At 70.3% G+C, this 13,642-nt stretch carries 10 protein-coding genes and 1 pseudogene; 7 read left to right on the top strand and 4 right to left on the bottom strand.

The window, feature by feature from the left end; translation table 11 throughout:
• Positions 1 to 27: 27 nt before the first annotated feature.
• Positions 28 to 1,599: an APC family permease gene (locus OO67_RS28535; protein WP_033304609.1), complete on the top strand. Its 1,572-nt coding sequence runs from the start codon at positions 28 to 30 to the stop codon at positions 1,597 to 1,599.
• A 71-nt stretch (positions 1,600 to 1,670) separates the two neighbouring features.
• Here the strand turns inward: OO67_RS28535 and OO67_RS28530 are convergent, their stop codons facing one another.
• Together OO67_RS28530 and OO67_RS28525 are read right to left on the bottom strand one after the other, a co-directional pair.
• A complete protein-coding gene (locus tag OO67_RS28530) occupies positions 1,671 to 3,068 on the bottom strand; it encodes a GntP family permease (RefSeq protein ID WP_033304608.1) in 1,398 nt (465 codons plus the stop codon).
• An 11-nt stretch (positions 3,069 to 3,079) separates the two neighbouring features.
• Positions 3,080 to 3,589: a gluconokinase gene (locus OO67_RS28525; protein WP_033304607.1), complete on the bottom strand. Its 510-nt coding sequence runs from the start codon at positions 3,587 to 3,589 to the stop codon at positions 3,080 to 3,082.
• 144 nt (positions 3,590 to 3,733) lie between these two features.
• On the opposite strand from OO67_RS28525, the gene OO67_RS28520 reads away from it, so the two are divergent.
• The 3 genes from OO67_RS28520 to OO67_RS28510 all read left to right on the top strand — a co-directional run bounded on the left by OO67_RS28520 (position 3,734) and on the right by OO67_RS28510 (position 6,226).
• Positions 3,734 to 4,435, top strand: coding sequence for a FadR/GntR family transcriptional regulator (locus OO67_RS28520; RefSeq protein ID WP_033304605.1), 702 nt, complete (start codon positions 3,734 to 3,736; stop codon positions 4,433 to 4,435).
• Positions 4,436 to 4,511: 76 nt separating this feature from the next.
• Positions 4,512 to 5,597: an S-(hydroxymethyl)mycothiol dehydrogenase gene (locus OO67_RS28515; protein WP_033304604.1), complete on the top strand. Its 1,086-nt coding sequence runs from the start codon at positions 4,512 to 4,514 to the stop codon at positions 5,595 to 5,597.
• Positions 5,597 to 6,226: an MBL fold metallo-hydrolase gene (locus OO67_RS28510; protein WP_033304602.1), complete on the top strand. Its 630-nt coding sequence runs from the start codon at positions 5,597 to 5,599 to the stop codon at positions 6,224 to 6,226. Before OO67_RS28515 ends, OO67_RS28510 begins: the two co-directional genes overlap by 1 nt.
• Positions 6,227 to 6,238: 12 nt before the next feature.
• Here OO67_RS28510 and OO67_RS28505 read toward each other — a convergent pair whose 3' ends face one another.
• Both OO67_RS28505 and OO67_RS28500 read right to left on the bottom strand, forming a co-directional pair.
• Positions 6,239 to 7,177 (bottom strand): pseudouridine synthase, encoded by a 939-nt coding sequence (locus OO67_RS28505; protein WP_033304601.1) that lies wholly within the window; start codon positions 7,175 to 7,177, stop codon positions 6,239 to 6,241.
• A gap of 67 nt (positions 7,178 to 7,244) precedes the next feature.
• Positions 7,245 to 8,468, bottom strand: a pseudogene (locus OO67_RS28500) (immunoglobulin-like domain-containing protein); the annotation flags it as partial.
• 293 nt (positions 8,469 to 8,761) lie between these two features.
• Here OO67_RS28500 and OO67_RS28495 point away from each other — a divergent pair.
• The 3 genes from OO67_RS28495 (at position 8,762) to OO67_RS28485 (ending at position 13,625) form a co-directional block, all read left to right on the top strand.
• Positions 8,762 to 9,814 (top strand): rhamnogalacturonan acetylesterase, encoded by a 1,053-nt coding sequence (locus OO67_RS28495; protein ID WP_033304599.1) that lies wholly within the window; start codon positions 8,762 to 8,764, stop codon positions 9,812 to 9,814.
• 104 nt (positions 9,815 to 9,918) lie between these two features.
• Positions 9,919 to 10,956, top strand: a complete 1,038-nt coding sequence (locus OO67_RS28490) for a glycoside hydrolase family 43 protein (RefSeq protein ID WP_033304598.1) — start codon at positions 9,919 to 9,921, stop codon at positions 10,954 to 10,956.
• A 116-nt stretch (positions 10,957 to 11,072) separates the two neighbouring features.
• Entirely contained in the window at positions 11,073 to 13,625 is a 2,553-nt protein-coding gene (locus tag OO67_RS28485) for an alpha-L-arabinofuranosidase C-terminal domain-containing protein (RefSeq protein ID WP_033304597.1), read from the top strand.
• Positions 13,626 to 13,642 lie beyond the last annotated feature (17 nt).

The following is a 13,642-nucleotide window of genomic DNA, read 5'->3' as shown; positions in this document are numbered from 1 at the left end:
GTTATCGACGAAGGGACCACCCCCGCCATGTCGACGGGCAGAACAGACACGAGCCGGACCGGCACGATCAGGACGCCCGGCGACACCGGCGGGATCAACACCTACAAGGGCGAGGAACGCGCGCTGCGCGCCGACCGGCTCGGCACCCCGGGGCTGCTCCTGTCCGTCCTCGCCGCCAGTGCCCCCCTGATGGTCGTCGCAGGCGTGATGCCCACGGTCTTCGGCGTGATGGGCATCGTCGGACAGCCCCTGCTCTACGTCATCCTCGGCATCGTGCTCATGCTGTTCGGTGTGGGCTACGCGGAGATGAGCCGGCACGTCCACAACGCCGGTGCCTTCTACGCGTACATCGCCCGCGGCCTCGGTCCCACGGCCGGCGCCGGCGCCTCGCTCGTCGCGCTGGTCGCCTACAGCGCCATGCAGGTCGGCATCTACGGCATCCTCGGCTTCGAGGTGTCGGGCCTCTTCGCCACCTACCTCGGCATCGACCTCCCGTGGTGGATCCCGGCCCTGTTCGCCGTGGCCCTCGTCGGCGTACTGGGCTGGCTGAAGATCGACCTCAACGCCAAGGTCCTCGGCGTGCTGCTCGTCGTCGAGTGCGCCCTCGTCGTGATCTTCGACATCGCCGCCGTCGCCGAGCCGGGCCCGGAAGGCCTGTCCCTGCACGCCTTCAACCCCGAGACGCTCACCGGGGCGGGCCTCGGCACCGCGCTCTGCTTCTGCATCGCCGCGTTCGTCGGCTTCGAGCAGGCCCCGGTGTACGCGGAGGAGACCAGCCGCCCGCAGGTCGTCGTGTCCCGCGTGATGTTCCTGGCCGTCGGCTACGCCGCCCTGTTCCTCGCCGTCAGCGCCTGGGCCCTGACCGTCGCCGCGGGGCCCTCCTCCATCGTGGGCACCTCGCTCGAGGAGGGCCCGGGGATGCTCTTCGGCCTCACCGAGGAGCGGCTCGGAGCCACCTTCACCGACGTCCTGCACGTCCTGTTCGTCACCGGGATGTTCGCCGCACTGCTCAGCTTCCACAACGTGGTCGCCCGCTACGCGTTCGCCATGGGCCGCGAGGGGCTGCTGCCCGCCGGTTTCGGCCGCACCAACAAGGCGAGCGGGGCCCCCGCCACCGGCTCCATGCTGCAGTCCGCGGTATCCGCCGTCGTCGTGCTCCTCTTCGCCCTCACCGACGACAACCCGGTCGGAGACCCCACCGCGCCCGTCCTGCACCTGTTCACCTGGATGGGCAATGTCGGAGCGCTCGGCGTCATCGTGCTGATGGCCGCGGCCTCCTTCGCCGTGATCGCCTTCTTCGTACGGCGCGGCGCCGGCCGCGCCCAGGCGCCCCGGCTCGTCGCCTCCGGTCTCGCGGGCCTCGCCCTGCTGACCATCGCCGTCTTCACGGTCCGGGACTTCGGCGTCCTGGTCGGCTCGGGCCCGGGCTCGTCCCTGAACTGGCTGCTGCCCGGTGTCATCGTCACGGCCCTGGCGGGTGGCCTGGTCTACGGGGCGGTGCTGCGCCGGACCAGGCCCGAGGTCCACGCACGGATCGGACTGGGGAACGAGGCGTTCCAGCTGGAGAAGGCGGCGGAGGGAACGGCCACGCCGCGCTGACCCCCCGGCACAGCGGAACACCCGCGGGCCCCGGTGACGGGGGCCGCGGGTGTCCACGCACGTCCGGGCGGCTACAACACCAGCGACAGCAGCATGATGAAGCCCAGTGCGACGACGGAGATGATCGTCTCCATCACCGACCAGGTCTTGATCGTCTGCGGGACGTCCATGCCGAAGTACTCCTTCACCAGCCAGAACCCGGCGTCGTTGACGTGGCTGAAGAAGAGCGAACCCGCACCGACGGCGAGGACGAGCAGTGCCACGTGTGACGTCGACAGGTCGGCTGCGAGGGGGGCGACCAGACCGGCCGCCGAGATGGTGGCCACGGTCGCCGAGCCCGTCGCCAGCCGGATCGCGACGGCGATCAGCCAGCCGAGCAGCAGGGCGGGGATCGACCAGTTCTCGGAGAAGTCCAGGATCATCTGGCCCACACCGGCGTCGATGAGGGTCTGCTTGAACCCGCCGCCGGCACCCACGATCAGGAGGATGCCCGCGATCGGGGCGAGCGACTTCTCGACGGTGGAGGAGAGACGGCCCTTGGTGAATCCCGCCGCACGGCCCAGGGTGAACATGCCGACGATCACGGCGGCGAGAAGCGCGATCAGCGGTGAGCCGATGACGTCGGTGACCCGCTGGACGTGGTTCTCGGGGTCGTCCACCACGATGTCGACGAGTGCCTTGACCAGCATCAGTACGACGGGCAGCAGGATCGTCGCCAGGGTCGCGCCGAAGCTGGGGCGGCGGTCCAGGTCCTCGGACGGGCGCTGCGGGATCATCTTCTCCGGCGCCTCGATGTCCACCCACCGGGCGGCGTAGCGGGAGAAGAGCGGGCCCGCGATGATCACGGTCGGGATGGCGACCAGCACACCGAGGGCCAGTGTGACACCCAGGTTGGCGCCGAGGGCGTCGATCGCCACCAGCGGGCCGGGGTGCGGGGGGATCAGACCGTGCATCACGGAGAGCCCGGCGAGCGCGGGGATCCCGATCCGCATCAGGGAGTAGTTGCCGCGCTTGGCGACCAGCAGCACCACCGGAATCATCAGCACGATCCCGACCTCGAAGAACAGCGGAAGCCCGATGATCGAGGCGATCAGGACCATCGCCCACGGCATCGCCCGACCGCTCGCCTTCGCGAGGATGGTGTCGACGATCTGGTCGGCGCCGCCGGAATCGGCGAGGAGCTTGCCCAGGATGGCGCCGAGGGCGATGAGGACACCGACACCCGCGACGGTCGAACCGAGGCCCGCGGTGAAGCTGGTGATCGTCTTCGCCGGGTTGGCGCCGGCGAAGGAGCCGAGGGCGAGCGAGCCGATGGTCAGCGCGAGGAACGCGTGCATCTTGAGCTTGGTGATGAGCAGGACGATGACGGCGATGCCCGCCAGTACGGCGATGCCCAGCTGTGCGTTACCGGCCGAAGTGATGGGTTCGACGGCATCCGCTGCCAGCATCTCGACGCTGAGACTGGTCACGGTGGTGATCCTTAGTTCGCGAGCCGGCGCAGCGCGGCGACGGCCCGTTCGGTGATTTCCTCGGGGGTGCCGGACACGTCCACGGCGACGCCCGCCTCGTCGTCCTGCAGCGGCTGCAGGGTCGCGAACTGGGAGTCGAGCAACGCGGTCGGCATGAAGTGGCCCTTGCGGTCCGCCATGCGGCGCTCGATCAGAGCGCGGTCGCCGGTCAGATGCAGGAAGACGGCACCGGGGGCCCCGTCCCGCAGCCGGTCACGGTAGGCGCGCTTGAGCGCCGAGCTGCTGACGACGCCGCCGAGCCCCGCCCGGCCGTGTGCCCACCGGCCGATCGCGTCCAGCCACGGCCGGCGGTCGTCGTCGTCCAGGGGTGTGCCGGCGGACATCTTGGCGATGTTGGCCGGCGGGTGGAAGTCGTCGCCCTCGGCATAGGGGACGCCGAGTGCGTCGGCGAGCAGGGGGCCGATCGTGGTCTTGCCGGTCCCTGCTACGCCCATCACCACGACGACGTGGGGGGTGCTCATTGCTGCCTCGCTGTCTTCATCGACATCGGTCCGCGACATCGGTCCGTCGCGCTACTGAAACCCATTACATACGACTTATTCAAGAGGCTGTGACATAAACGTCGTACTTTTTGTTCCCTCAGGCCGCCCCGTAGGCTTGTGCGTATGACCACACCTGCCCAGGGGCTCCATACGCATGTGCTGGACGCCCTGGGTCTGGAGATCGCGGCGGGCGACTGCCCGCCAGGTATGGTCCTGCGCACCGACGAGCTCGCCCAGCGCTTCGAGGTGTCCCGCACCGTCGTACGCGAAGTGATCCGCGTCCTGGAGTCCATGCACCTGGTCGAGTCCCGGCGCCGAGTCGGGGTGACCGTGCGGCCCACCGAGGAGTGGAACGTCTACGACCCCCAGGTCATCCGCTGGAGGCTCGCCGGCTCCGACCGGCCCAGGCAGCTGCGCTCCCTCACCGTGCTGCGGTCCGCCGTGGAACCGGTCGCCGCGGGCCTCGCCGCCCGACACGCGACCGCCGAGCACTGCGCGGCACTCACGGAATGCGCCCTCGGCATGGTCGCCACCTCGCGCGGCCAGCAGCTGGAGGGCTACCTCCGGCACGACATCGCCTTCCACCGCATCGTGCTCAACGCCTCCGGCAACGAGATGTTCGCGCGGCTCGGCGACGTCGTCGCCGAGGTCCTCGCCGGCCGTACCCATCACCAGGTGATGTTCGAGGACCCGGACCCCGCCGCCGTCACGCTCCACGTCCGGCTCGCCGAAGCCGTACGAGAGGGAGACGCCGAGGGCGCGGAACGGCTGACCAAGGAGATCGCGGTCGGCGCGCTGCACGAACTGGACGTCCTCGCCCCGTGAGCGGCTCCCCGCCCGGGTACGGTGGGCGGGTTCGATCTTTGCAGGCAACGGGGCAGTCGGGATGGGAGACCAGGGCATGGCGCAGCAGGTACGAGGGGTCATCGCACCGGGGAAGAACGAGCCCGTTCGCGTGGAGACGATCCTGGTGCCGGACCCCGGCCCCGGTGAGGCCGTGGTCAAGATCCAGGCATGCGGCGTCTGCCACACCGACCTGCACTACAAGCAGGGCGGCATCAACGACGAGTTCCCGTTCCTGCTCGGCCACGAGGCCGCGGGTGTCGTGGAGTCCGTCGGGGAGGGTGTCACCGACGTCGAGCCGGGCGACTTCGTCGTCCTCAACTGGCGCGCGGTGTGCGGCCAGTGCCGTGCCTGTCTGCGCGGACGCCCCTGGTACTGCTTCGACACCCACAACGCCAAGCAGAAGATGACCCTCCTGGACGGCACGGAGCTCTCCCCGGCGCTCGGCATCGGCGCGTTCGCGGAGAAGACCCTCGTCGCAGCCGGCCAGTGCACCAAGGTCGACCCCGAGGTCTCCCCGGCAGTCGCCGGACTGCTCGGCTGCGGTGTCATGGCGGGCATCGGCGCCGCCATCAACACCGGTCAGGTCGGACGCGGCGACTCCGTCGCCGTCATCGGCTGCGGCGGCGTCGGTGACGCCGCGATCGCCGGCGCCCGGCTCGCCGGAGCAGCGAAGATCATCGCGGTCGACATCGACGACCGCAAGCTGGAGACGGCGAAGAAGATGGGGGCCACCCACACCGTCAACTCCCGCTCCGACGACCCGGTCGAGGCGATCCGCGCCCTGACCGGCGGCAACGGCGCCGACGTCGTGATCGAGGCGGTCGGCCGCCCGGAGACGTACAAGCAGGCCTTCTACGCCCGGGACCTCGCCGGTACCGTCGTCCTCGTCGGGGTGCCCACCCCCGAGATGCAGATCGAACTGCCGCTCCTCGACGTGTTCGGACGCGGCGGTTCGCTCAAGTCCTCCTGGTACGGAGACTGCCTGCCCTCGCGTGACTTCCCCATGCTGATCGACCTGCACCAGCAGGGGCGCCTGGACCTGGGCGCCTTCGTCACCGAGACCATCCAGCTCGGCGAGATCGAGCAGGCCTTCGCCCGGATGCACGACGGTGACGTCCTGCGTTCGGTGGTGGTCTTCTGATGGCCGCCCGCATCGACCACCTGGTCACCTCCGGAACCTTCGCCCTCGACGGCGGCGAGTGGGACGTCGACAACAACGTCTGGATCGTCGGCGACGACACCGAGGCCGTCGTCATCGACGCGGCCCACGACGCCGCCGCGATCGAGGCGGCGCTCGGCGGCCGCACGCTGCGCGCGATCATCTGTACCCACGCGCACAACGACCACATCGACGCGGCCCCCGCCCTCGCCGAAGCGACCGGGGCGCCGATCCTGCTGCATCCCGACGACCTGCCGCTGTGGAACCGGACCCACCCGGACCGGGCCCCCGACGCCGAACTGGCCGACGGCCAGGAGCTCGAGATCGCCGGGACACGCCTCACGGTGCTGCACACCCCGGGTCACGCCCCCGGCGCCGTCTGTCTCCACGCCCCCGGGCTGGGCACCGTGTTCACCGGCGACACCCTCTTCCAGGGCGGGCCCGGCGCCACCGGACGGTCCTTCTCGCACTTCCCGACGATCATCGACTCGATCAGGGACCGGCTGCTCACCCTTCCGCCGGAGACCACCGTCCGCACCGGGCACGGGGATCCCACCACCATCGGCGCGGAGGCCCCGCAGCTGGAGGACTGGATCAACCGCGGCCACTGACCGCTGAAGGGTTCACCGGTCCGGCCACGCGGAGAGCCGCAGCCCGCTCTCGAAGCGGTGCGGCTCGCCCGTGACCGGGTCGGTGAACTCCAGTACTCGCGCCAGCAGTTGCAGCGGGTGTCCGTAGTCCTCGTGCTCCGGTTCGGGCTCCACCACCGGATAGACCGGGTCGTTCACCAGCGGCAGCCCCAGTGCGTTCATGTGGACCCGCAGCTGGTGGGTGCGTCCGGTCGCGGGCAGCAGCCGGTAGCGGCCGAAGGCGCCCCGGTGCTCGAGCAGTTCGACCCGGCTCTCGCTGTTCGGATCCCCTGGCTCCTCGCGCGCGGCGATGACCCCGCGCTCCTTGACGATCCGGCTCCGCACGGTGCGGGGGAACATGAGCGCCGGGTCGTACGGCGCCACCGCCTCGTACTCCTTGCGCACCAGCCGGTCCCGGAACAGTGTCTGGTACGCGCCCCGGTCCCCGGCCCGTACGACGCAGAGCACCAGACCGGCCGTCAACCGGTCCAGCCGGTGCGCGGGCTGCAGCTCCGGCAGGTCCAGCTCCCTGCGCAGCCGGGCCACCACCGTCTCGGTGACGTGCCGGCCGCGCGGGGTGGTCGCGAGGAAGTGCGGCTTGTCCGCGATCACGAGGTGCTCGTCGCGGTACACCACACCGACCGGGAACGGCACCGGCTCCTCCGGCGCGAAGTCCCGGTGGAACCAGAGATGCCGCCCGGCCGCGTACGGTTCGTCCGCGCGCACCGCATCGCCGTCCGCGCCGACGAACCTGCCTTCGGCGAGCATGGTGTCCACCGCTCCGGCGCCGATCGCCCCCGTGAACCGGTCCAGCAGATGGTCCCGGACGGTAGGCCAGGCCCCAGCCGGATCCGGAGGGAGCCGCACCCGCACCGGGTCGACTCCCGCGCGCTGGGGGAGCGGGGCGGCGGGGGGCTTCGCCCGTCCTCTCATCGTTTCGGTCCTTCTCACCGGAGGGGGCCCGGCAGAGACGGGCACAGCACCTCGATCATCCCATCGTGAAGGCCCCCAGCAGCCGCTCGTACTCCTGCCGCGTGACCGGCAGTACCGTGCCGTGCCGGGCGCCCGCCGGGAGGGCGTGGTCGGGGGACACGGTCCACCGGCCCGAATCGAGATCGGTGCTCTCGAAGGGGACGTACCCCCGTCCGCCGAACTCGTCGATGAGGAGGTACCACTTCTCCTCGGTGTTGGACCGGAAGACCGCCGGTCCCTCGCCGCGATCGACCGAGCCCCTGCCGACGCAGTCGGCGACGAATCCGTAGGCGCCGGAGGTCAGCTCCTGCGACTTCTCCACGGTGATGAACTTGGAGCAGGGGGTGTCCGACGAGGGGTTCCGCTCGTCCTTCGTGAAGCGGTAGTAGCTGCCGTCGTGACGGATCACCGTCGAGTCGATCACCGAGTATCCGGGGTCGTGCCAGACGGCGGGCTCGCTGAAGGTACGGAAGTCACGCGTGGTCGCGTACATCATCTTGTTGTACGTGCTGCCGGTGTGCTCCGGGTCGTCCGCGGCGTAGATCTTCGAGGCCCAGAAGACGACGTACGAGCCGAGCTTCTCGTCGTAGTACGCCTCGGGCGCCCAGGTGTTGCCGGCGGTGTCCGGTGCGATCCGCACCAGTCGGCGATCGGTCCAGTTCACCAGGTCCGTGGACTCCCAGACCACGACCGACCTGCTGCCGGTGCGCTGCACCTGGTCCCAGCTGCCGCCCGTCCCCCCGTACATCCGGAGGTCGGTGGCGATCTGGTAGAACGTGTCGCCCTCCGGGGAGCGGATGATGAACGGGTCGCGAAGACCCCCGGTGCCGAGATCCGAGGTGAGTACCGGTCTGCCGCCGTTCAGCTCCTGCCAGTGCAGCGCGTCGTCACCCCGGCTGAGCGCCATCCGGATCTGCTCGCCGTCGGCGGTGTCCTCGCCGGTGAAGTAACTCATGGCGTAACCGGTGTACGCCTGCTTGCGGGGCAGTTCGGGCACCGAGGCGGTGAAGGTGCGGCGCGCGGAGGCCGTGCCGCGTGTGACGACCGCGGTGAGCTTCACGCGCTCCGGCCCCGCACCCGGCTCCGGGCGGTGCACGATGCCCGTCGCGTCGATGACCCGGGGTGTGCGGGACTTCCACGTCACGGAGGTGCCGTGGGCGCCGGTGACGGGCAGGGTGAGATTGCCGCGTACGTCGCCGAGACCATGGACCGTGAGCGAGGCGGCGGCCCGCGCGGTGGCAGCCCTGTCGTCCTTCGCGGACGTGCCGGCATGGGCCGCTCCACCGGGAAGCGCGAGCAGGCCGACGACGAGGGACAGCAGCGGCAGCAGTTGTACGGAGGTTCTTCTCGCGAGGTGTGGACGCATGGCTCTCCCGACACGTGCGTTCGAAATATCGGACGGTGTTCGTCAAATCGGACCGACGCTAGGGCTGTCGGCGGCCCTCGTCAAGGGGGAGGGGCAAAGCCGTCCGCCCCGTAGAAAGCGCTTGTCGATCCGCGTATGGTCTGGCCCCGCTGAATCCATTCAACCCAGGGAGCCCCGCCATGCGCAGAGCCGGAACCGTGCTGCTGGCCGCCTGTACCGCCGCTGCCGCCCTGACCGCACTCGCAGCCGTCCCGGCCGGGGCCCAGGGCCACACGCCGGCCGGGCGGGATCGCTGCACCGGAACCGCCCCCGTCGTCTGCCACTTCGACGTCGCTCCTGGCACCTACCGCGTCCGGGCCGTCCTCGGTGGTGGTGCGGAGGCCGGCTCCACGGCGGTCGCCGCGGAGGCCCGCAGGGCCATGCTCGGCGAGACCCCGAACGCGGCCGGTGAAACCGTCCGCCGCACGTTCACCGTGGACGTGCGCGACCCGGAGGGCGAGCCCACCGGTGCCACCGGCAGCCCGGGACTCGACCTCACCTTCGGCGGTGCGGCCCCGCAGCTCGCCTCGCTCCACGTCGAACGCGTCCGCACGCCGCAGGTCCTGCTCGCGGGCGACTCCACCGTCTGCGACCAGGCCGGCGAGCCCTACACGGGCTGGGGGCAGCAGCTCCCGCAGTACCTCACCGACCGCCTCTCCGTCGCCAACTACGCGGACTCCGGGGAGAGCTCGCAGACCTTCCGGGACGATCCGGCCCTCTTCCCCGCCCTCCTGTCGCGCATCCACCGCGGCGACCTGGTCCTCGTCCAGCTCGCCCACAACGACAAGCAGACGGACCGTGACACCTACCGGGCCAACCTCACCGCCATGATCGAGGACGTACGTGCCGAGGGGGGCCGGCCCGTGCTCGTCACCCCGGTCGTCCGCCGGTGGTTCAACACCGACGGCACGCTCGACAACGGCACCGCGCTGCTCGTCAACGGCCTGGGCGTCGACCTGCCCGCCGAGGTGCGGGCGCTCGCCGTCGAGCAGGACACCCCGCTCATCGACCTCACCGTCCTGACCAAGGCCCGGGTCGAGGAGCTCGGTCCCGAGGCGTCCAAGGCCCTCTACCTCTACGACGAGAAGCGCGACAACACCCACACGTCGGCGCGCGGAGCCACCGAGTACGCCGCGCTCGTGCTCGGCGAGCTGCGTGACCGGAAGCTGATCCCCTCGCGTGCGGTCCGCTGAGGCCGTCGCCGCGCGAAACGCCGAGGCCCGCACGCGGAATCCACACGCCGGGAACCCGCACTCCCGCGCTCCCGTCCGAAGTACCCACCCGAAAGGCGACACCCGTGAGTCAAGCCGAAGTGCCCAGCCGCAGGACCGTGCTGAGGGGAGCCCTGGCCGCGGGGGCCCTCACCGCCGCACCCGGCGCAGCCCACGCCGCCGAGTCACGGGCCCCCTACCGTAATCCGCTGGTCGAGCAGCGCGCCGACCCGCACATCACCCGGCACACCGACGGCCGTTACTACTTCACCGCCAGCGTCCCCGAGTACGACCGCATCATCCTGCGCTCCTCCCGCACGCTGGGCGGCCTGAGCACCGCCGCGGAAACGGTGATCTGGACCAGGCACACCACCGGGGACATGGCCGCCCACATCTGGGCGCCGGAACTCCACCGCATCGGCGGCAAGTGGTACATCTACTTCGCCGCGGCCCCGGCGGACGACATCTGGAAGATCCGGATCTGGGTCCTGGAGAACCAGGACTCCGACCCCCTGCGTGGTTCGTGGACCGAGAGGGGGCAGCTCACCACGGCCTGGGACACCTTCTCCCTCGACGCCCACACCTTCACCCACCGCGGAGACCGCTACCTCGTCTGGGCCCAGCACGAACCGGGACTGGACAACAACACCGGACTCTTCCTCTCGCGGATGGCCGGCCCCCTGACGCTGACCGGGCCCCAGATCCGGCTCAGCACACCCGAGTACGACTGGGAACGCGTCGGCTTCAAGGTCAACGAGGGGGCCGCGGTCATCAAGCGGAACGGCCGCGTCTTCATGACGTACTCCGCGAGCGCGACGGACGCCAACTACTGCATGGGCCTGCTCACCGCCGACGCCCGCAGTGACCTGATGGACCCGGCCTCCTGGGCCAAGTCCCCGGAGCCCGTCTTCGTGAGCAGCGAGGAAACGGGTCAGTACGGCCCCGGCCACAACTCCTTCACGGTCGCCGAGGACGGCCGCACGGACGTGCTCGTCTATCACGCCCGGCCGTACAGGGACATCACCGGCGACCCGCTGCACGACCCCAACCGCCACACCCGTGTCCAGCGGTTCGGCTGGCGTCCGGACGGCACCCCGGACTTCGGGGTCCCCGTGCGCTCCTGACGGTCCGTCCCGGCCAGTTCGGGCAGAGGCGTTGACCCGCCGCCGCGCCCTGCCTATCTTGCGTTCGAAGTTCTGGTCAACGTCCGATATATCGAACAATAATCTCTGGAGCGTCCATGCCGCACCCGCACCTGTGGCCGAGACTCACCGTCCCGGTCATCGCCCTCCTGCTCGGCACGCTGGTGGCAGCACCCACCCGCGCCGAGGACGGCCCGTCCGTGGCGGAGGCGACCGACTACTCCCTCACCGTGCACCCCGGACGCACGGGCCCCGCCATCGGTGACTCGATGTACGGAGTCTTCTACGAGGACATCAACCACGCCGCCGACGGCGGTCTCTACGCCGAGCTCGTCCAGAACCGCTCCTTCGAGTACGACCGCGCCGACAACGCCGCGTACTCACCCATGACCGCCTGGAGCGAGGCCTCGGTCTCCGGCGGCACGGGAAGCGCCGGGACCGTGGACGACGAACAGCGGCTGAACGAACGCAACCGCCGCTACCTGCGCCTCGACCTCGACGGGGCCGGAGACCGCGGGGCCGGCTTCGGCGTCACCAACTCCGGCTACAACGAGGGCCTGACCCTGCGCAGGGGTGAGCGCTACGACTTCTCCGTCTGGGCCCGCACCGACCGTCCCACCGGAACCCTGCTGACCGTCGGAGCCCGGACGGCGGACGGCGCCGCGCTCGCCGAGCCCCTGCGCATCACGGCCCGCGGCGACCGCTGGACGAAGTACACGGGCACCTTCACCGCCCGCACCTCGGCGGCGGACGGCAGGCTCACCGTCACGGCGGGCGGCAGCGGAACCGTACGGCTGGACATGATCTCGCTCTTCCCCCGCGACACGTACAAGGGCCGGGCGAACGGGCTGCGCAAGGACCTCGCGGAGAAGACCGCCGCGCTGGATCCGGGCTTCCTGCGGTTCCCAGGAGGCTGCATCGTCAACACGGGGAGCCACGAGGCCTACGAGGCGCCCGACTGGGAGCGGAAGCGCAGCTACCAGTGGAAGGACACCATCGGCCCGGTCGAGCAACGTCCCGTCAACGCCAACTTCTGGGGCTACAACCAGACCTACGGCCTGGGCTACTACGAGTACTTCCAGTTCGCCGAGGACATGGGGGCCATGGCCCTCCCGGTCGTGCCCGCCCTCGTCACCGGCTGCGGCCAGAACAAGGCGACCGACGATCCCGCCCTGCTGGCGCGGCACGTCCAGGACACCCTCGACCTGATCGAGTTCGCCAACGGCCCGGCCGACTCCACTTGGGGCGCGAAGCGGGCCGCGATGGGTCACCCCGCGCCGTTCGGCCTCACGCACCTGGGGGTCGGCAACGAGGAGAACCTGCCGGACGAGTACTTCGCCCGCTTCACGGAGTTCCGCGAGGCCATCGAGGCCAGGTACCCCGACATCACCGTGGTCGGCAACTCCGGACCCGACGACAGCGGCGCGACCTTCGACCGCGCCTGGCAGCTGAACCGCGACGCCGGCGTCGCCATGGTCGACGAGCACTACTACAACAGCCCGCAGTGGTTCCTGGAGAACAACGCCCGCTACGACACCTACGACCGCCAGGGCCCGAAGGTGTTCCTCGGTGAGTACGCCTCGCTCGACAACCGTTTCTCCAACGCCCTGGCCGAAGCGGCCTTCATGACGGGCCTGGAACGCAACGCCGACGTCGTGGAGCTCGCCTCCTACGCCCCGCTCCTCGCCGACACGAACGACGCGCAGTGGCGGCCGGACATGATCTGGTTCGACAACGAGAAGTCATGGGGGTCCGCCAACTACGAGATGCAGAAGCTCTTCATGAACAACGTGGGTGACCGCGTCGTACCGAGTGCCGCCTCCTCGACACCGGCGACCACCGCACCGATCACCGGCGCCGTCGGACTGTCGACCTGGGCCACCAGCGCCGCCTACGACGACGTCCAGGTCACCGGGGCGGACGGCAGCCGGCTGCTGAGCGACGACTTCACCGCCGGCGACGCGCAGTGGACGAAGGCGGCCGGACGCGGCACCTGGGCCGTCCAGGACGGGGCGTACGTCCAGTCCGACCAGAGCGCGGAGGACACCCTGGTCACGGCGGGGGACACCGGCTGGCAGAACTACGACATGAAGGTCAAGGCGACCAAGAAGGCCGGGAAGGAAGGCTTCCTCGTCGCCTTCGGGGTCAAGGACACCGGGAACACCTACTGGTGGAACCTCGGCGGCTGGGGCAACACCCGCTCCGCCGTGGAGAAGACGGTCGACGGCGCCAAGCAGACGATGACCGAGGACGCCACCACCATCGAGACGGGGCGCGCCTACGACATCCACGTACAGGTACGCGGGCGCCAGGTCACCCTCTTCCTCGACGGTGAGCGGTGGGGCACCTTCACCGACGACAAGCCGGCCGAACCCTTCCGGCAGGTGGTCACCCGGGACGACGCCACCGGCGAACTCGTGGTCAAGGTGGTCAACGCACAGGCGGCGGATGCCAGGACCCGGATCGACCTGGGGGCGAAGCCGGCCTCACGGACCGCCCGGCTCACCACGCTCCAGGCGGCCCCGGACGCGGTGAACACCGCCGAGGACCGTCAGGTGGCACCGCGGAAATCGACCCTGCGCGTCGACGGTCGTGCATTCACCCACACCTTCCCGGCACACTCCGTGACCTTCCTGCGCATCAAGGAGTAGGACGGAAAAGCGAAAAC

This window comes from Streptomyces atroolivaceus (assembly GCF_000717025.1).
Classification (GTDB): Bacteria; Actinomycetota; Actinomycetes; order Streptomycetales; family Streptomycetaceae; genus Streptomyces; species Streptomyces atroolivaceus.
This window is presented reverse-complemented; position numbering and strand designations above follow the sequence as displayed.

Bases quoted from the DNA above. Each gene is read 5' to 3' on its own strand.
- OO67_RS28535 (WP_033304609.1), top strand. From the start codon at position 28: ATGTCGACGGGCAGAACAGACACGAGCCGGACCGGCACGATCAGGACG.
- OO67_RS28525 (WP_033304607.1), bottom strand. From the start codon at position 3,589: ATGAGCACCCCCCACGTCGTCGTGGTGATGGGCGTAGCAGGGACCGGC.
- OO67_RS28520 (WP_033304605.1), top strand. From the start codon at position 3,734: ATGACCACACCTGCCCAGGGGCTCCATACGCATGTGCTGGACGCCCTG.
- OO67_RS28515 (WP_033304604.1), top strand. From the start codon at position 4,512: ATGGCGCAGCAGGTACGAGGGGTCATCGCACCGGGGAAGAACGAGCCC.
- OO67_RS28510 (WP_033304602.1), top strand. From the start codon at position 5,597: ATGGCCGCCCGCATCGACCACCTGGTCACCTCCGGAACCTTCGCCCTC.
- OO67_RS28505 (WP_033304601.1), bottom strand. From the start codon at position 7,177: ATGAGAGGACGGGCGAAGCCCCCCGCCGCCCCGCTCCCCCAGCGCGCG.
- OO67_RS28495 (WP_033304599.1), top strand. From the start codon at position 8,762: ATGCGCAGAGCCGGAACCGTGCTGCTGGCCGCCTGTACCGCCGCTGCC.
- OO67_RS28485 (WP_033304597.1), top strand. From the start codon at position 11,073: ATGCCGCACCCGCACCTGTGGCCGAGACTCACCGTCCCGGTCATCGCC.